18 protein-coding genes are annotated in these 18077 nt (G+C 29.9%); 12 read left to right on the forward strand and 6 right to left on the reverse strand.

Features of this window, described 5'->3' with window-relative positions:
- The first annotated feature begins 67 nt into the window (after positions 1-67).
- From DPIF8902391_RS04120 to DPIF8902391_RS04145, 6 genes are all read left to right on the forward strand, one after another.
- Entirely contained in the window at positions 68-1183 is a 1116-nt protein-coding gene (locus tag DPIF8902391_RS04120; protein ID WP_058884417.1) for a C1 family peptidase, read from the forward strand.
- Between the two features lie 124 nt (positions 1184-1307).
- The gene (locus DPIF8902391_RS04125; protein ID WP_058884418.1) at positions 1308-2762 is read left to right on the forward strand and encodes a DUF389 domain-containing protein; all 1455 of its coding nucleotides are present in this window, start codon (positions 1308-1310) and stop codon (positions 2760-2762) included.
- A 198-nt stretch (positions 2763-2960) separates the two neighbouring features.
- A complete protein-coding gene (locus DPIF8902391_RS04130) occupies positions 2961-3317 on the forward strand; it encodes a response regulator (protein ID WP_058884461.1) in 357 nt (118 codons plus the stop codon).
- Positions 3314-4207, forward strand: a complete 894-nt coding sequence (locus DPIF8902391_RS04135; RefSeq protein ID WP_172505109.1) for a hypothetical protein — start codon at positions 3314-3316, stop codon at positions 4205-4207. Before DPIF8902391_RS04130 ends, DPIF8902391_RS04135 begins: the two co-directional genes overlap by 4 nt.
- A gap of 93 nt (positions 4208-4300) precedes the next feature.
- The gene (locus tag DPIF8902391_RS04140) at positions 4301-5650 is read left to right on the forward strand and encodes a glycosyltransferase family 2 protein (protein WP_232122736.1); all 1350 of its coding nucleotides are present in this window, start codon (positions 4301-4303) and stop codon (positions 5648-5650) included.
- A gap of 8 nt (positions 5651-5658) precedes the next feature.
- Entirely contained in the window at positions 5659-6927 is a 1269-nt protein-coding gene (locus DPIF8902391_RS04145; RefSeq protein WP_058884464.1) for a YaiO family outer membrane beta-barrel protein, read from the forward strand.
- A gap of 322 nt (positions 6928-7249) precedes the next feature.
- On the opposite strand, the gene DPIF8902391_RS12590 is transcribed toward DPIF8902391_RS04145, so the two are convergent.
- The 4 genes from DPIF8902391_RS12590 to pdxH form a co-directional block, all read right to left on the reverse strand.
- Entirely contained in the window at positions 7250-9334 is a 2085-nt protein-coding gene (locus tag DPIF8902391_RS12590; RefSeq protein ID WP_172505110.1) for an OmpA family protein, read from the reverse strand.
- A gap of 121 nt (positions 9335-9455) precedes the next feature.
- Positions 9456-10352: a Ppx/GppA phosphatase family protein gene (locus tag DPIF8902391_RS04155; RefSeq protein WP_058884466.1), complete on the reverse strand. Its 897-nt coding sequence runs from the start codon at positions 10350-10352 to the stop codon at positions 9456-9458.
- A 9-nt stretch (positions 10353-10361) separates the two neighbouring features.
- The gene (locus DPIF8902391_RS04160; protein ID WP_058884467.1) at positions 10362-10850 is read right to left on the reverse strand and encodes a SixA phosphatase family protein; all 489 of its coding nucleotides are present in this window, start codon (positions 10848-10850) and stop codon (positions 10362-10364) included.
- Between the two features lie 31 nt (positions 10851-10881).
- The gene (gene pdxH / locus DPIF8902391_RS04165; protein WP_058884468.1) at positions 10882-11529 is read right to left on the reverse strand and encodes a pyridoxamine 5'-phosphate oxidase; all 648 of its coding nucleotides are present in this window, start codon (positions 11527-11529) and stop codon (positions 10882-10884) included.
- A gap of 131 nt (positions 11530-11660) precedes the next feature.
- Here pdxH and DPIF8902391_RS04170 point away from each other — a divergent pair, with 131 nt between their 5' ends.
- Entirely contained in the window at positions 11661-12080 is a 420-nt protein-coding gene (locus DPIF8902391_RS04170; RefSeq protein ID WP_172505111.1) for a DUF2141 domain-containing protein, read from the forward strand.
- Positions 12081-12174: 94 nt separating this feature from the next.
- Positions 12175-12837: an HAD family hydrolase gene (locus tag DPIF8902391_RS04175; protein WP_172505112.1), complete on the forward strand. Its 663-nt coding sequence runs from the start codon at positions 12175-12177 to the stop codon at positions 12835-12837.
- Positions 12838-13044: 207 nt separating this feature from the next.
- On the opposite strand, the gene DPIF8902391_RS04180 is transcribed toward DPIF8902391_RS04175, so the two are convergent.
- Together DPIF8902391_RS04180 and DPIF8902391_RS04185 are read right to left on the reverse strand one after the other, a co-directional pair.
- A complete protein-coding gene (locus DPIF8902391_RS04180) occupies positions 13045-13464 on the reverse strand; it encodes a nucleoside-diphosphate kinase (RefSeq protein WP_058884471.1) in 420 nt (139 codons plus the stop codon).
- A 92-nt stretch (positions 13465-13556) separates the two neighbouring features.
- The gene (locus DPIF8902391_RS04185) at positions 13557-14576 is read right to left on the reverse strand and encodes an alkaline phosphatase D family protein (protein ID WP_058884472.1); all 1020 of its coding nucleotides are present in this window, start codon (positions 14574-14576) and stop codon (positions 13557-13559) included.
- A 78-nt stretch (positions 14577-14654) separates the two neighbouring features.
- On the opposite strand from DPIF8902391_RS04185, the gene DPIF8902391_RS04190 reads away from it, so the two are divergent.
- From DPIF8902391_RS04190 to DPIF8902391_RS04205, 4 genes are all read left to right on the forward strand, one after another.
- Positions 14655-15683: a DHH family phosphoesterase gene (locus tag DPIF8902391_RS04190; RefSeq protein WP_058884473.1), complete on the forward strand. Its 1029-nt coding sequence runs from the start codon at positions 14655-14657 to the stop codon at positions 15681-15683.
- A complete protein-coding gene (gldI, locus tag DPIF8902391_RS04195) occupies positions 15673-16197 on the forward strand; it encodes a gliding motility-associated peptidyl-prolyl isomerase GldI (protein ID WP_058884474.1) in 525 nt (174 codons plus the stop codon). The genes DPIF8902391_RS04190 and gldI overlap by 11 nt, the downstream gene beginning before the upstream one ends.
- A 13-nt stretch (positions 16198-16210) precedes the next feature.
- Positions 16211-16936: an FKBP-type peptidyl-prolyl cis-trans isomerase gene (locus tag DPIF8902391_RS04200; RefSeq protein WP_058884475.1), complete on the forward strand. Its 726-nt coding sequence runs from the start codon at positions 16211-16213 to the stop codon at positions 16934-16936.
- A 90-nt stretch (positions 16937-17026) separates the two neighbouring features.
- Positions 17027-18073 carry a peptidylprolyl isomerase gene (locus tag DPIF8902391_RS04205; protein ID WP_172505113.1) on the forward strand — a complete coding sequence of 349 codons (1047 nt, stop codon included), beginning with the start codon at positions 17027-17029 and terminating at the stop codon, positions 18071-18073.
- The last annotated feature ends 4 nt before the right edge of the window (positions 18074-18077 follow it).

An 18077-nucleotide genomic window follows, 5' to 3' on the forward strand; every position in this document is an offset into this window, starting at 1 on the left:
TAACGGTAAAAATGATGTTAAAAATAAGTAAAAATGCTAAATTGCTCGTTAAATTAAAATACATCACATGAAAAACTTGTTTATCGGAGCCGCTTTTGCTTTTTTAAGTATTGGTTCAATTACCGCTCAAAAATATAAATTCAAAACATTAGAAGATATAGAAAGCACCCAAGTAAAAAGCCAAGGAAGCACGGGTACTTGTTGGAGTTTTTCAACAACATCGTTTTTAGAGTCGGAAGTAATACGATTAACAGGTAAAAATATTGATTTATCAGAAATGTACACCGTTCGTAATACCTATTCTGAGAAGGCAAATAATTATTTATACCGTCAAGGGAAAGCACAATTTAGCGAAGGTGGTTTGGCACATGATGTTATCAATTCAGTAGCAAATTACGGGCTAGCTCCTGAGCAGGTTTTTTCAGGCTTAGATGCTGGGCAAAACAGGCATAATCATGCTGAGGTAGTTGCGGTTTTAAAATCGATGCTAAATGCTTATATTAAAAACCCAGCAAAAGAATTAAGCCCAAAATGGAAACAAGCAACCCAACGTGTTTTAGATGTTTATTTAGGAGAAAATAAAAAAACATTTAATTTTGATGGCGCTAGTTATACTCCAAAAAGCTTTGCAGAACATATCAAAATTAATCCTGAAAATTACGTGTCAATAACTTCTTTTCAGCATGCAAAAATGTATGATGAATTTGTATTGAATATTCCTGATAATTTTTCAAACGGCGCTTTTCATAATGTTTCATTAGATGAATTGGTTGAGGTAACACAAAATGCGATTGAAAAAGGATATACAATTGCATTAGATTGTGATGTTTCTGAGAAAACATTTTCAGCAAAAAATGGTATTGCAATTATTCCTGCAAGCAGTTCAGAAAGTGAAAAAGGCTTAACTGAATTAGTTAAAGAAAAGAAAATTACCCCTAGTTTTCGTCAATCAGAATTTGAAAACTTTAATACTACCGATGATCATTTAATGCACATCGTAGGATTAATGAAAGATCAGAAAGGAAACAAGTATTTTAAAGTTAAAAATTCTTGGGGTTCGAAAGTAGGAAATAAAGGATATATTTATATGTCTGTTCCTTATTTTAAATTAAAAACTATTTCAGTTTTATTACATAAAGATGGTGTTTCAAAAGGTTTAAAAAAGAAATTAAACATCAAGTAATTTCTCTTTTAAAGAAATTTTTAAAAATACGAGTAAAAGCCCAAAGATATTTCTTTGGGCTTTTTTGTTTTGATACTATAAAGTGATAATTGCGTATCTTTCGAGCGTTATAAAATCAATTTATATGGAAGAAAAAATAAAGCAAGAAAAGCAAGACGAAAGTGTAGCGCAATCTAAACAAGCAGTTCAAGAAGATGCTAAAGGATTGTGGGAAAGTATTAAAATATTTATGGTAGAATTATTAGATTTTCGCCATGATACCGATCAAGAAGCAACCATTGAAGCCATAAAAAATGATATTCCTTTTAAAGGAGCTACTGTTTGGATTTTAATTTGCTCAATATTTGTAGCATCGATTGGGTTAAATGCTAATTCAACCGCTGTGGTAATTGGAGCCATGTTAATATCGCCATTAATGGGACCTATTTTAGGAATTGGAATGTCGTTAGCTATTAACGATATTGATACCTTAAAAAAATCATTAATCAACTTGGCAATTATGATTGTGTTGAGTTTATTAACCGCGTTTTTATTCTTCTTTTTGTTTCCTTTAAAAGAAGAAACTTCAGAATTATTAGGAAGAGTAAAACCCGATATTCGAGATGTGTTAATCGCTTTTTTTGGTGGTTTAGCCTTAATTATCGCTCGAACAAAAAAAGGAACAATAGCATCGGTAATATTTGGTGTTGCTATTGCTACCGCTTTAATGCCACCTTTATGTACGGCAGGTTATGGCTTAGCAATTGGTAAATTTGATTACTTTTTTGGAGCAATGTATTTATTTACAATTAATACCATTTTTATCGCTTTAGCTACTTTTTTAGTGCTAAAATTATTAGGGTTTACCATGATTCGCTATGTAAATTCAGAAAAGAGAAAACGAATAGCACAAGTGGCTTCTTTTATCGGTTTTTTAGTAATGGTGCCCGCTGTGTTTACCTTTGTAAGTGTTTATAAAGAAAGCGTGGTTAAATCAAATTATGATAAATTTTTAAAAGATGAAATTTTAGCCAATAAAGATTTATGGTTACAAAGAGAAAACATCGATAAAAAGACTAAAAAAATTAATTTATTTTTTAATGGCGATGTTACCGATGCTACCGAAACTTTTTTAAGAAATGAATTAAAAAGCTATCCTAAATTAGATATTTATGAATTGGTTGTGAATGAAAATAAAGCCAGAAGTGTCGACAGAGTTGTTGATGCCTACGATAGGGCAATTGTTGATTTAGATCAAAAAGATAACATTATAAAAGGCTTACAAAAAGAAATTAGCGATTTAAAAACAACAATTTCAAGTTTAAATAATAATATAGAACAAACCGCTTTAAAGCAAGATGAAAATAGCATTCCTTTTAGTACCATAGCCAAGGAAGCTAAAATTAGATTCAACGATATTAAAGGAATTAGTTTTTCTAAAAAATTATCTTCGACTGATTTTATTAAAATAGATACGATTCCTGAGTTATCAATAGTTTGGAATAAAAAATTAACTGATTCAGTAATTGAAAAGAAAGAAAAAGAACTAAAAAGTTGGATCGAAAAAGAACTGAAATTAAAAGTGATTTTGATTAAGTAATTTTTTTACATCTTATTAATGTTTTCATAATGAATATTCCTATTTTAATTAAAATTTAATAGGAATATTTGCACGTCTAAAAATAACTATTTTGTATTGTTTATATTAATTATAAACAGAACTCTTTGCTTATCTTTAAATAAAAGTCCCCCTTTTTATTTATAAATTTAATTGTACTGTTTTTTAAATAAACAAAGTATGGATAAGAGTATTTTAATAGTAAATAATGATGTAAGTATTTCATCTTTAATAAAAATGATGTTAGCATCAGCAAACACTAATTTTAAAATTAGTACTTCATATGATGAAACAATAAAAAGTCTTAAAACTAATAAGTATGACCTGATTGTTACTGATGCAGTAATTAAAGGGAGCTTTGTTTTTCAATATTTAGAAGATTTAAAAATAATGGCAAGTGAATCGCCTATTGTGGTAATGTCTGAAGTTGATCAAGATAATATCGTTAGTCTTGCAAATAAAATTGGAATTAATGAATTTATATCTTTTCCTTTTACTAAAGTAGATATAGAAAAACGTATTGGTAGGTACTTATGAGTTTAATAAACGCATTGTATATTCTAATAGCCATTTTTATTTTTGTAATTATTTTAATTTGGTGTTATTTATTTTTATTTGTGACAATAAAGAAAAAGAGAGGCAAAGAAGATATTGTATTTGAAAAAAAAATATTAGAAGGAATTATAGCCACTTATTCTAAGGTGGAAATAGAAGAAAGTAATAAACAACTTAAAAAATTTAAAAAGGTCATAAATAAAGATATCAAATATTTATTTAGAGCTGCAACTATATTTATCAAATTTAACCGTATTGTAAAGTTCTCTAATCTTCAAAATTTTAAAGTTATTTTTGATTATTTAGAAGTGTCTAGCGTTCTAAATCAAAAAATAAATAATGAAAGTTGGTATGTAAAAGCTAAAGCAATATGGCTGTCATACGAATTTGAATTATCGGAAAATATAAAAACAATCAATAAATATAGAAATGATAAAAATACATTAGTACGTAGGGAGGCGCAAATAGCATTAGTTAGCTTTTTAGGATGGAAAAGTCTAGCGTTTTTTCCTTATGTAAAGCCATATATTTCGTTATGGCAACAAATTAGAATTATTGAAAAATTAGAAGAAAAACCACATGAATTTGATGATATTTATATTCAAAAAGCTTTAGCTTCTGAAAATAAAACAATTATAGAGTTGTTAATCAGGGTTATAAAGAGATTTAAATTGAAAAAATATAAATATTATGTTATAGAACAAATATTTTCAGATGATACCAGATTAGTAACTATTGCAATAAATACATTAAAATATTTATCATCTATAGGGAAAGAAGAAAGTGTAGAAAACCTATTTTATAAAACACTAGAAAGAAATCAATATGCTACTATTTTGAATGATTTAAAAGTAACAATTCCTAAAAATTAAATGGATTATTTTGTAAGAAATAGTATCGAATATTTCTTCTTTATTTATGGTATTTGCATATTTTGTGTATATTTTTTTCTAATTATTTTGGCTTTGAAAGCTATAAAAAAATCAAAACAAAAAGCAATTTTCCTAAATATAGATTACATAAAAGGTTCTCATGATTTACCTTCTGTTAGTTTAATTGCTCCAGCTTATAATGAAGGAAAAACAATTATAACAAATGTTAAATCATTATTATCGATACAGTACCCTTTTTACGAATTGATTATTGTAAATGATGGAAGTACTGATAATTCAATAGAACAATTAATTGATATTTTTAGTTTGAAAGAAATTGAAATTGTAAAGAACACAAGTGCAGTTTCATGTGCCGAAATTAAAAAAATATATAAAAGCACCAATTCTAAATACACAAGCTTAACTGTTGTTGATAAGTTTAATGGAGGTCGTTCAGATGCTATTAATTGTGGGATTATTTTTGCCAAATCAAACTTGGTTTTATGTACAGATGCCGATTGTATTATAGAGCAAGATGCTTTATTAAAAATGGTTAGACCCTATATTGAAGCAACAGAAAAAGAAGTTATTGCTAGTGGAGGTATTATTGGAATAGCTAATGATTCGGTTATTAAAAATGGTATTCTTAAAGAAATTAGAATGCCTAAAAAATTACTACCACGCATACAAATAGTTGAATACATAAGAGCTTTTTTATTAGGTAGAATGGCATGGGGGCATATTAATGGATTAATGCTTGTTTCAGGTGCTTTTGGATTATATCCTAGACATCGATTACTTGAAGTAGGAGGGTTAGATAAAGATACTATTGGAGAAGATTTAGAATTATGTATTCGTTTACGAACTCATATGGAAAATTTAAAACAACCTTATAAGGTTGTTTATATTCCTGAAGTATTATGCTGGACAGAAGCTCCGCCTAATTTTAAAATTTATATATCACAACGAGATCGATGGGCTAGAGGGTTATGGGAAACCTTATATAAACATCGAAATTTATTTTTCAATAAAAAATATGGAAATATGGGGAAATATTTTTTTCCATATTGGATTTTCTTTGAGTTAGGAGCTCCTATTGTTGAGTTTTTAGGAATGTTATACTTAATTTATTACGCAATTAATGGGTTTATGAATTTACAAATGGCACTTCTTTTGGCTTTCACAGTGTATTTAGCAGGTTGTGTATTTTCAACAATTGCAATATTAATGTATTCCTTAAATTACAAACATTATTTAAAGCCTAAAATGATTATCCAATTATTACTAGTTTCTTATATAGAATCTTTTTATAGTCACCCAATAATGTTATACGCACAATTAAAAGGTTTTTTTAAGAAGATATTTAAAATTAATACAGGTTGGGGAACTATGGATAGGGATGGTTTTAATGAAGAAGAGGAAAATGAAGAACAAAATAAATAAAATTAATAATGAATTTTACAAGGATAAATTTAAGAATACATTATTGCTTAATAATTTTTTTTTATCTCTTTAATTGTTTTTCTTCGGAAGCTCAAAAGGATAAAATAAATGTAGATTCACTGTATTATAAAGCAAATAATTTATATAAAAAAAAGGCAAATAAAGAAGCCTTAAATCTTGTAAATACGGCTTTAAATATTGCTCCTAATTATATTGATATTCGTGTTTTACGTATAAGGATTTCACAAAGGTTACATAAAACTGAACTGGTAAATAACGATTTAAAATTACTTTTAAAATCAGAAGAACCAAGGGAGCTTAAAAATGATGTAATTAGACAATTAAGTCTTATCAGAAATGAAAAAATACTTGCTAAATTTATCGCTGATATTACCGCTTTTTATAAAGAAGATATTGATGTTGATTTATCAAAAGCGGAAGCTTATTATCGCCTAAAAGACCTTAAGAACACAAAGGAAATACTATCTAAAATAGCTAAAAACCAATTAAATATTGGTCAAAAATATAGATATCGATTACTTTTAAAGAAGGTAAATACCAATCAAATTAGTGTTTATTATAATGCCAGTTCTTTTGGGGCGGAATATCCAACGAAAAAAACATGGCACACCAAGCAATTGGAATATATGAAATTCGTAGGAGCACATTCTTTTGGAGTTCGTGTAACCCATAGTAAGCGTTTTACAAACGATGCGATATTATATGAATTAGAATCGTATCCGGTGTTTTCTAAAAAATGTTATAGTTATGTAAATGTCAGTACGTCTTCTAATGCTGATTTTTTTCAAAAATTAGGGATAAAAGCATCGGTATATTATTCGGTTTTAAAAGGTATTGAAATGGAAGTCGGTTTTCGATACTTAAGTTTTGATACGGCTAATTTTACAACGTATATTGTTGGGATTACGTCTTATGTTGGTGATTTTTATTTAAACGCAGGTGTATTTATAGGCCCAGAAATAGCTAGTGGATTTATACAAAATTATCAAACAAATATTCGGTATTATTATAGTGGTGCTGAAAACTATATAGCGATTAGATTAGGAACAGGAATTTCACCTGATGAGCCATCAAAATTTATACCAGTGGCTTCTAACATCAATTTAAACTCTTATTATGCAACGATAGGTGCAACAAAAACAGTAACTCATAACTATAATATATCGGCAAATATTGGTTATTTAATGGAAGAATTTAAGGCAACTAAAAAAGGAAGTCAATTTTTAGCAGGCATAGGTTTAAAGTATCGATTTTAGTAGCATTTTATGGATTTTATTTTGATATAGAATAAAAAGAGTATTGTATTGCTTTATTTTAATAGTTACAAATATACCTTGTGTTGTAAAATTACTTTAGACAATAAAATGCCTAGCCCCGATTGAGCAATTGTTTGAGCTCCTTTTTTTTTTTTTCAAAAAAAGAGCGAGTGCGGAAAGCGGGAAATAGCTTCAAAAAATTTATGATGGTTTTAACTTTATGATTTTTATTGCATCAGAATACTCTATAAAACACAAAAAACCGAGCAAAAGCTCGGTTTTTTTAATATCAAAATATTAATTATAGTATGTTTATCAAAAATTATTTTTGATTGATTACTCTAAAAGTAGTTCTACGGTTTGCAGCATGCTCGCGTTCTGTACAAGAAACACCATCAGCACATCTGTTTGTTAATTTGTTTTCACCGTAACCGTTAGCAGTTAATTGACTAGCGTTAACTCCTTTCGAAATTAAGTAGTTTACAACCGAACGAGCTCTTCTTTCTGATAAAGATTGGTTGCTTACGTTACTACCTCTTGAATCAGTATGAGATTCAACAGCAGCAGCTACACCAGTCTTTAAAATTGGTAATAATCTATTGTCAATTAAACGTTTAGCTCCAGAAGTTAAAGTAGCACTTCCTAAGTTCCAGTTAATTGGTAAAGGTGTATTTTCAATTAATTTACATTCAACTTCTTTCCAAGATGTTAACCCACCTTTAGAAACTAATACTTCTTTAGTAATTGTTTTGTATTTAGCAGCTACAGGAATTTCTTCCTTCCAAGCATCTTTTACTAAAACAGTTTTCTTTAAGTTACTATAAACAGCATCTCCTTTAATTTCTCTAGAAGTAGGAGGAGTTGTCATTACAGTTTTCTTTAAAGTTGTAGTTACCTCAGGAATAGCAATAACTTTAGTAGTTGTAACCGAAGGAATTACTCTTTTAATTGTAGTAGTAACTTCAGGAATAGCAATAACTCTCGTTGTAGGAGGAGTTACCATTACTCTTTTCTTAATAATTTTAGTTACTTCAGGAATTTGAACTGTAATTGTTGATGGAGGTGTTACCATCACTGTTTTTTTAATAACTTTAGTTACTTCAGGAATAGCAATAACTCTTGTAGATTCAGGAGTTGTTACCGTTCTTTTAATAGTTTGAGTTACCTCAGGAATTGCAATTGTATTTGTAGTAGGAGGTGTAGTCATTACACGCTTCTTGATAATTTTCGTTACAGCAGGAATATCAATAGTTCTTGTTGTAGGAGGAGTTACCATTACTCTTTTCTTAATAACTTTCGTTACCTCAGGAACTGCAACAACTCTTGTTGTAGGAGGAGTCTTAACAACTCTTTTAGTATAGGTTGAATTACCACATCCGTTAGGAGAAGTACTTTCATTACATTCAGGAGTAGAAACAACACTAGCATCATTTCCTAAAACAGTTTTGTTAATTGTTTGGAATTGAGCAGGTACTTCTTTATAACACCAGTAACGACAATCGTTAGGATCTGAAGATTCACAATCAGGTGCTTTTTCACTCATTTGCCATCTAGCAGATTTAGCTTTAACTTCAATAGTTTCGCTATCGTTACTAAAAGATGCAGGAATTACACTTAATTTATTTCCATAATCTCTTTTTTTGTAAGAAATAGTTTCAGTTCCATAAACTGCAGGAACAATAACTAAACGTTGAGAAGCTTCTTTTACTATTACAGTAACGTCACGCATTTCATATTTTGCAGGAATAACTTCAATACGTTGCGATGCTTCTTTAACAGTAACAACAACATCACGCATTTCATATTTTGCAGGAACTTTAACTAAACGTTGTGCTGCTTCTTTTACTACAATTGTTTCAGAAACTACACTTGTAGTAGCAGGAACTTTAACTAAACGTTGGCTAGCCTCTTTTGTAACTACAACAACATCTCTAGTTTCGTATTTTGCAGGAACTAATTTTAAACGTTGCGTAGCTTCTTTAGTAACAACAACAACATCACGCATTTCGTACTTCGCAGGTACTAGCTCTAATCTTTGAGAAGCTTCTTTTACAACAATAGTTTCAGTAGCAGAACTAGGTTTTGATAACGCTTTTTCAATACGCTGACTAGCTTCTTTGGTAACTACCGAATAAGTTTGAGCTTCGTACTTTGCTGGTACGATAACTAATTTTTGACTTCCTTCATTAACTAAAACACGTTCGGTTACTGATTTATAAGCAGTAGGATGTGTAACAATTCTTTTGTAAGCAGGTGCAATTTCAATCGTTACATCTTGATTTTTCCATACTTCAGGAGTTTTACAACGTACATAACACTTTCCAGGTTCTGCATTTGTGGGTAAATCTTGTGCTGAAGCACTAAAATAGAAGGCTAGAAGCGCTCCTGTTAATAGTAATTTTTTCATAATAATTCTAAATTTGTTTGATATTATTTAACTTAATTATGTGACACATTATATAAATAAAGGTCACATAATTAAACAAAGATAGGTATTTTATTTTATGTTAAAGAAATGTTAAAGGGTTTTATAGCTTATTGAAATACAAACTTTTAATGATTCCATCGGACAAGCCTATTTTAGGAACAAATATTTTTCGAGCACCACTCCATTTCATTGCTGAAAGGTAAATTTTAGTTGCAGGAACAATTACATCGGCTCTATCGGGGTTTAAACTTAGTTCAGAAATTCGTTCTTTATAAGTCATTTGTTTTAAAAACTGATATTGTGCATTCAAATAGATATAAGAAATAGGTTTTCCTAAATCTCTACCCGACATTTTAAATATTTTATTAATATTTCCACCCGAACCTATAAGAGAAATACGTCCGTAGTTTTTGGTATTTTCTTCAACCCATTCTTGAACTTCTTTGAAAATAATGTTATTTTCTGTTTTTTTATTATTGATTAATCGAACAGTACCTATTTTAAACGATTTTGATTTTACAATTCTACCTTTTGAAAACAAGGTAAATTCGGTACTACCACCACCAACATCTACATAAAGATAGGTAGATTCTGATTTAATTAAATGATGTAAATCGGTAGAAAATATAATTGCGGCTTCTTTTTTACCATCAATTACATCAATTTCTATATCAGCTTCTTTTAATATAGTATTAACAACTTGAGTTCCATTTAGAGCTTCTCTCATTGCTGAGGTGGCGCATGCTTTGTATTTTTCAACACCATGAACTTTCATAATCAATTTAAAAGCTGCCATAGCATCCACCATTCGAGCAGTATTTTCTTCGGATATTATACCCGTAACAAAAGCATCAGTACCTAAACGAATAGGAACTCTAACTAAAGAAGCTTTTTTAAATAGCGGTTCTTTGCCTTTTTCTTCAATAACATTTGATATTAAGAGTCTTACAGCATTTGAACCGATATCTATAGCGCCATATTTTTTAATTTTCAAAATAATATAATTTTATCTATGATTTTTAGGGAAATCGACTAAAATAGTACGTCCCTTTTTTAAGTTTTTCCAGTGTTTGTCTTTAAATTCAATGCCTATAATTCCGCAAGTAGGCACGTGAGCTATTGGTTTATCGCCAAAATTATTCACAAAACTATTAATACCATGATCGTGGCTAAATATAATAGCACTACTAAAATTATCGTCTAAAGCATTTACCGTTTTTACTAAATAACCATCACTAAAATTATATAACTGACGTTTTATTTGTAGGTTAGAAAGCGGATATTTAAAATTTTCACAAAAAATAATAGCCGTATGCAGCGCCCTATTTGCACTACTCGAAACAAATACATCTGGCTTTGCTATTTCTTGCGATAAAAACTTAGAAAAAAGATGTGAATCTTTAATACCACGCTCTTTTAAAGGCCTATCAATATCTTTAATACCTTGGTATAGCCAAGAAGATTTTGCGTGACGAACAATATAAAGTGTTTTCATTTAAATGATTAAAATGTATGTAAATATAAAATTATGGCGCTAAACGTGCTAATTTCCAAGAAAAATCTTTTTCTAAGGTATATCGTATTCTATCGTGCATTCTATTTGGACGACCTTGCCAAAATTCAATAGAAACGGGTTTTACCATAAAACCTCCCCAATGTGGTGGACGTGTAATTTCTTTATTTTGAAACTTTTCAGTTGTTTTTTCAAGTTGCTCATCGAGCAGTTGGCGAGTGGCAACAATTTCACTTTGATTTGATGCCCAAGCGCCTAATTTACTTCCGTCAGGTCTTGATTCAAAATAACCATCAGATAAATTTTCGGCTAGTTTTTCGGCCTTTCCTTTGATGATGATTTGCTGTTCTAAGCCAGGCCAAAAAAAAGAAAGACATACATTGTTGTTTTGTAAAATTGCTTTTCCTTTTTCTGAATTATAATTAGTATAAAAAATAAAACCTTCCCAAGTATATTTTTTTAACAATACAATTCTGTTTTTAGGAAAACCATCCAATCCTATTGATGCAACATTCATGGCATTACTTTCAATAACCATTTCTGACGCATCGGCAGCAAAAAACCAGTCTCTAAATAATTCCATCGGGTTTTCAGGGCAGTTAATTTTTAGCAGTTCCTTTTTTTCGTATGATTTTCTATAATCGCTTAAATCGTGTGACATTCTTATTTTTTATGCTATGTAAAAATACATTTTTTATCAATTATTTTAGCGTATTTTGTTAAAAAATAGCAAGAATGAAAAATAAGATATTTAGAGTATCACTTAAAGACTTAATTATAAAATAAAAAAATATGCCGAAAATTATTTTAACAGTATTCTTTATTTTAACAGGAATTTTAAATTCAATAAGTCAAGAAAAACATACAATTACAGTATATTTTGAAGGAATGAAATCTGATAAGGGTAATTTGTATGTAGCAATTTATAACCATAAAAAAGATTTTTTAAAAGAGCCTATAAAAGGAAAAATAATAAAAATTTCAGATAAAAAAGCGAGCCTAGTATTTGAGAATATGATAGCAGGAACTTATGCAATTTCGGCGTTTCATGATGTGAATGATAACAAGAAAATGGATACCAATTTTATAGGGATTCCTAAAGAGCCAATAGGTATTTCTAATGATGCAAAAGGATTTATGGGACCTCCTAAATATAAAGATGCAAAATTTGATGTAATTCAGTCGATAAAAATGACTATTCGTATAAAATAAATTTCACAAAATAATTCATGCAAAGTGATGCTTAATAATAGTAATCAGTAAGGAGCAATTGATTATTTTTGTAGCACAACACAAACTAAATACTATGGCTTTAAAAGCAGTTTTATTCGATATGGACGGGGTAATTGTTGACACCGAACCGTTACACAAACAAGCATATTTTTTAATGTTTGATAAAGTAAATATTAAAGTTTCACAGGAGCTTTACAATTCGTACACAGGGCAATCAACTTTAGAAATTTGTAAAGATTTAGTAGCCAAATTTAATTTAACTATTCAGGCTACCGAATTGGTAAATTATAAACGTGCTTTTTTTAAAGAACTCTTTTTTTCTGATGATAATGACTTAGAATTATTAACAGGAGTGTTAGATTTAATTAAAAATTATTATCAAAACGGTGTTACTTTGGTTTTGGCATCTTCGGCATCGATGGTTACTATTGACAATGTTTTTAACAAATTCGATTTAAATAAATATTTTAAAGGGAAAATTAGTGGTGCCGATTTAAAAGCATCAAAACCACATCCTGAAATATTTTTAAAAGCAGCCGATATTGCTGGTTTTGATAAAAAAGAATGTTTAGTAATTGAAGATTCTACCAACGGAATTAGAGCCGCTTACGATGGCGGAATTTATTGTGTTGCTTATAAAAGTGAACACTCTAAAGAGCAAGATTATTCGTTAGCGCAAAAAGTAATTGCAAATTATAATGACATAAAATATGACTTGGTAAAAGATGTTGTTTAATTAAGTTATAAGCACAAATACCTAGCCCCGATTGAAGCATTTGTTTGAGCTCTTTTTTGTTTTTTTCTTTTAAAAAATAAAAAAAGCGAGTGCGGAAAGCGGGAAATAGCTTCAAATAATTAAAAGCAAAAACTCGTTAACATACTATTTCTAGTATAATAACGAGTTTTTATATATTTAAAAAGAATTATTGTTCTTAAAATATTTTTAGAACATCTCTCTTCCTGAAAAGTGAAAAGCACCTTCGATAGCAGCGTTTTCATCAGAATCAGAACCGTGAACAGCGTTTTCACCGATAGAGGTAGCAAACATTTTACGGATTGTTCCTTCAGCAGCATCAGCAGGATTTGTAGCACCGATTAAAGTTCTAAAATCTTCAACAGCGTTGTCTTTTTCTAAAATAGCAGCCACAATAGGACCACGAGTCATAAATTCAACTAATTCACCGAAAAAAGGACGTTCGTTATGCACAGCGTAAAAAGCTTCAGCATCCGCTTTAGTCATTTGAGTTTTTTTCAACGCTACGATTCTAAAACCTGCAGCATTAATTTTGTCTAAAATTGCGCCAGTGTGTCCGTTTTCAACACCATCTGGTTTAATCATTGTAAAAGTTCTATTTGTTGCCATTGTAATTGAGTTTCTAATTAAAGTAAATAAAATGTAAGTGCGAACTTCGCACAAATCGGCGCAAAAATACACTTTTTAATCTTATTAAAAAATTAAGGATATACTTGGTTGATTTCTTGTAATATAACCTTGTTTTTACCTCGTATTTGAAAGGTTACTTTGTTTGAAATAAAATCAAAAAACAATACGCCATAACTTAATTTACTTGTAACATTACCAATTCGATACTTGTTTTTTTCTGATGAAAAAGAACTGTAAGCATGGGTTAAACCGCTTGATGTAAAATCAATAATAGGATACGCAATAGTATTTAGGCTTGCTTTTGAAAATTCCGAAATATGCCTATCACCAGAAAGAATAATTACATTTTTTGCTTTTGAAGTTTCAATTAATTTAAAAAATGTAGTCATTTCATTTGGAAAATTACTCCACTTTTCAAAACCATGTTCACTCGATAGTACTTGAATACTACTTACAATAACCGTAAAATTTGCCGTAGAATTTGTTAATTCTTTTGCGAGCCATTTCCATTGATCACTTCCTAAAATACTGCCTTCTTTTTGGTTTGATTGATACCTTTTTTTACCTGTGCCTTTTGTTAATTCAGTTCTAAAATAACGGGTATCTAAGGTTATTATTTTTACACTATTATTTTTAATTTTAAAAGTTTTTGAATGATAAATTCCTGCTTGTTTTCTTCTAGGAGAATTTTTAGGAACGTTTAAAAAATCTAAAAATAATTGTTGACTTTCTTCTTTTTTTCGATAATGAGTTCCGCCATCATTTTGACCATAATCATGGTCATCCCAAGTCGCTAAAATAGGCGTGTTTTTCACTAGCTTTTGATACGAACTATCTCTTTTTTGTTGCTGATAAAATTTTTCCATTTTAGCCATATTATAGGTGTCGGCATAAATATTGTCGCCTCCCCAAACCCAAACATCGGGTTTTAAAGAAATAATATCTTCCCAAAAAGGATTTTCTTTTCTCTGATTATCGCAAGAACCAAAGGCTAGGGTGAATTTATTTTGGCTATAACAATTGGCAATTGAAGTGTTTATAAAAGCAATTAAAAGCAAGAAAAAAGCAATAGGATATTTAGTGTAAACCATGAAAATAATTTTGAGCAAAACAACAAAAATAAAAGCATAAAAAGATTAATAAATCATTAATTTGTATATTTGCGAGATATGATTTTAAAACACTTTACACAGCTTCAAGAATTTTTATCAATCCCTAGAAATATTGTTATTATAGGACATAGAAATCCTGATGGAGATGCCGTTGGTTCAACCTTAGGTTTGAAGCATTATTTAGCTAAAAAAGGACACACCGCTCAGGTGGTAATGCCTAATGAATATCCTGATTTTTTACACTGGATTCCTGGTTCTGAAACGGTATATCGTTTTGACCGTCAAAACAAGCAAAGCCATCGTGCTTTAGCTGCTTCGGAATTAATTTTTCTATTAGATTTTAATGCGCTTCACCGAGTTGGTGGCGACATGCAAAATACATTAGAAAAGTACGAAAATAATTTTGCGTTAATAGATCATCATCAGCAACCTGATGATTTTGAATATATGTATTCTGATGTTTCGATGTCGTCAACTTGTCAAATGGTGTATAATTTTATCGAAATGATGGGCGATGTTGCTTTAATTGATAAAAATATTGCGACCTGTTTATATACCGGAATTATGACCGATACTGGTTCGTTCCGTTTTAGATCAACGACAAGTACAACGCATAGAATTATTGCCGATTTAATTGATAAAGGAGCCCAAAATGATAAAATTCATAGCAATGTGCTTGATGCAAATTCATACAGTCGCTTACTTTTATTAGGGCAGGCGTTGAGTAATATGAAATTATTGCCTGAGTATAAAACGGCTTTTATTACTTTATCCGAAGAAGAAAAGAAAAAATTTAATTACGAAAAAGGCGATACCGAAGGCGTTGTAAATTACGCACTTTCGTTAAAAGGAATTGTATTTGCCGCTATTTTTATTGAAGATAAAGAGCAAGGTATTATTAAAATGTCGCTTCGTAGTAAAGGAGATTTTTCAGTAAATCAGTTTGCTAGAAATCATTTTAATGGTGGTGGGCACGATAATGCTGCTGGTGGAAAAAGTGATTTTTCGATGGAAGATACTATTGCTACTTTTACTGCGTTATTACCTGAGTATAAAACAGCTTTAGAAAGGTCTTATGAAGTATAATTTTATTTTTTTCATCCTGATTATTTTAACAGTGGTTTCTTGCAAAGAGCCACAAGCCAGACATCCTAAAAAACAAGGAACTGTTAATTTTTATAAAGAAGTAGTCAAGAAAAATAAAAAATTAAATGCTTTAGAGAAAAAACGTTTAAAAAATTGGATATCTAAAGATTCTACGCATACTTATAAAGCTTCTAAAAATGGTTTTTGGTATCGATATGTAGTTAAAGATACTGTAAGTACAGTACTAGCAAAAGCTACAAACACGGTGTTGTTATCGTATGATATTTCCGATATAAACGGTAATGTAATTTACCAAAAGCAAGAGCGAACTTATAAGGTAGATCAAGAAGATTTTATTCCTGCATTACAAGACGGAATAAAGTTGATGAAAAAGGGAGAAATTATTACATTTGTAATTCCATCATATAGGGCTTTTGGCGTTATCGGCGATGGAAGTAAAATACTTGTAAATCAACCTATACAAAGTACCGTAACATTAATTGAAATTAAATAACAAATAGATAAAAATGAAATTAATTAAAATTTTAGCAGCAACAGCTGTAACACTTTCAGTTGTATCATGTGGAAATAGTGGGTTTAAAACCAAAAGTTCATTGGCTACAGAGGTAGATTCTGTAAGCTATAGTTTAGGGTTAGACATGGCAAACAAAATAAAAGTGAATTTTGAAGATTTAGATCAAGATTTATTTGTTCAAGGATTTAAAAACGGAGTAGATTCTACCAATTTATTAGTAGATTCTAAAGAGATTAACAATATTTTAAGATCATTTTTTCAGAAAAAACAAGAAGAAAAAATGAAAGAGCAACAAGCAGCTCAGGCTAAAAAAGCAATAGCTGAATTTGGAGACTACAAAAAAGAAGGTGAAAAGTTTTTAGCTGAAAACAAAACAAAAGAAGGTGTAAAAACAACTGCTACAGGTTTACAATACGTTGTTTTAAAACCAGGTAAAGGTGATGCTCCAAAAGTAAGCTCACGTGTAAAAGTTCATTATCACGGAACATTAACCGATGGAACTGTTTTTGATAGCTCTGTTGATAGAGGAGAACCAACAGAATTTGGTGTTGGGCAGGTTATTAAAGGTTGGACAGAAGGTTTACAGTTAATGAAGCCAGGAGCAAAGTATAAGTTCTTTATCCCACAAGATTTAGCCTACGGAGCACAGCAAAGAGGTGAAAAAATTAAGCCTTTTTCAGCATTAATTTTTGAAGTAGAATTACTTGAAGTAAAGTAATTACAATATATAAATAACTAGAAATCAATTAGGTTAGTACTCGTTACTAACCTAATTGATTGTTTATAAGCATATCTAAAATAATAAAAAATGAAAATTTATAAAATTTTAATAGCAGTAGTAGTGTTGTTTTCGGCTTGTAAATCAGTTAAATACCCTGATTTAGAAAACGGCTTGTATGCCGATATACAAACCAATCGTGGTGATATTTTAATAAAACTACACGCAAAAGAAGTGCCAATGACCGTGGCTAATTTTGTGTCGTTAGCAGAAGGAGACAATCCTAAAATAGCCGATTCTCTAAAAGGAAAACCGTATTATAACACGACTAAATTTCATAGAGTAATTAAAGATTTTATGGTGCAAGGAGGTGATATTACAGGCACAGGTCGTGGAAATGCAGGATATAAGTTTGCAGATGAATTTCCGATGGATGAAAAAGGAAAATTACTTTATAAGCACGATGCTCCTGGAGTTTTATCGATGGCAAATTCAGGGAAAGCTAGCAATTCTAGTCAATTTTTTATCACCCATAAAGCAACGCCTTGGTTAGATGGTAAACATTCAATTTTTGGTAAGGTTATTATAGGACAGCATATCGTAGATACTATTCAGCAAAATGATGTTATTAATCATTTAGAAATTATCAGAATAGGTAAAATTGCTAAAAAATTTAAAGCAGCCACTGTTTTTGAATATGAATTAACCAATGTAGTAAAAAAAGCTGCTGAACGTAAAAAAGCTGTAGCCGAATTAAAACGTAAATTTCAAGAAGAAAAAGGAATTAGCAAGGCTGTTAAAACAAATTCAGGCTTAAAAATAGCAACCATAAAAAAAGGAACAGGTAAAAAAGTAAACCCAGCAATTTCAACAACGGTTCATTACACGTTATTTTTAACAGATGGAACAAAAATAGATTCAAGTGTAGATAAAAACAAGCCTTTTAGCTTTACACTTAACGATGCAAACATGCCTTTAATAGCAGGTTGGAAAGAAGGGGTGCAAACCATGCAAGAAGGTGATAAATCAGTGTTTTTTATTCCTTATTATTTAGGATATGGCGAAAATTCTTTAGGACCAATCCCTGCAAAATCTGATCTAATTTTTGAAATTGAAGTATTAAAAGTAGGGAAATAATTAG

The organism is Tenacibaculum finnmarkense genomovar ulcerans (genome assembly GCF_900239495.1).
GTDB lineage: Bacteria > Bacteroidota > Bacteroidia > Flavobacteriales > Flavobacteriaceae > Polaribacter > Polaribacter ulcerans.

Bases quoted from the DNA above. Each gene is read 5' to 3' on its own strand.
- DPIF8902391_RS04120 (WP_058884417.1), top strand. From the start codon at position 68: ATGAAAAACTTGTTTATCGGAGCCGCTTTTGCTTTTTTAAGTATTGGT.
- DPIF8902391_RS04125 (WP_058884418.1), top strand. From the start codon at position 1,308: ATGGAAGAAAAAATAAAGCAAGAAAAGCAAGACGAAAGTGTAGCGCAA.
- DPIF8902391_RS04130 (WP_058884461.1), top strand. From the start codon at position 2,961: ATGGATAAGAGTATTTTAATAGTAAATAATGATGTAAGTATTTCATCT.
- DPIF8902391_RS04135 (WP_172505109.1), top strand. From the start codon at position 3,314: ATGAGTTTAATAAACGCATTGTATATTCTAATAGCCATTTTTATTTTT.
- DPIF8902391_RS04145 (WP_058884464.1), top strand. From the start codon at position 5,659: ATGAATTTTACAAGGATAAATTTAAGAATACATTATTGCTTAATAATT.
- DPIF8902391_RS12590 (WP_172505110.1), bottom strand. From the start codon at position 9,334: ATGAAAAAATTACTATTAACAGGAGCGCTTCTAGCCTTCTATTTTAGT.
- DPIF8902391_RS04160 (WP_058884467.1), bottom strand. From the start codon at position 10,850: ATGAAAACACTTTATATTGTTCGTCACGCAAAATCTTCTTGGCTATAC.
- pdxH (WP_058884468.1), bottom strand. From the start codon at position 11,529: ATGTCACACGATTTAAGCGATTATAGAAAATCATACGAAAAAAAGGAA.
- DPIF8902391_RS04170 (WP_172505111.1), top strand. From the start codon at position 11,661: ATGCCGAAAATTATTTTAACAGTATTCTTTATTTTAACAGGAATTTTA.
- DPIF8902391_RS04175 (WP_172505112.1), top strand. From the start codon at position 12,175: ATGGCTTTAAAAGCAGTTTTATTCGATATGGACGGGGTAATTGTTGAC.
- DPIF8902391_RS04180 (WP_058884471.1), bottom strand. From the start codon at position 13,464: ATGGCAACAAATAGAACTTTTACAATGATTAAACCAGATGGTGTTGAA.
- DPIF8902391_RS04185 (WP_058884472.1), bottom strand. From the start codon at position 14,576: ATGGTTTACACTAAATATCCTATTGCTTTTTTCTTGCTTTTAATTGCT.
- DPIF8902391_RS04190 (WP_058884473.1), top strand. From the start codon at position 14,655: ATGATTTTAAAACACTTTACACAGCTTCAAGAATTTTTATCAATCCCT.
- gldI (WP_058884474.1), top strand. From the start codon at position 15,673: ATGAAGTATAATTTTATTTTTTTCATCCTGATTATTTTAACAGTGGTT.
- DPIF8902391_RS04200 (WP_058884475.1), top strand. From the start codon at position 16,211: ATGAAATTAATTAAAATTTTAGCAGCAACAGCTGTAACACTTTCAGTT.
- DPIF8902391_RS04205 (WP_172505113.1), top strand. From the start codon at position 17,027: ATGAAAATTTATAAAATTTTAATAGCAGTAGTAGTGTTGTTTTCGGCT.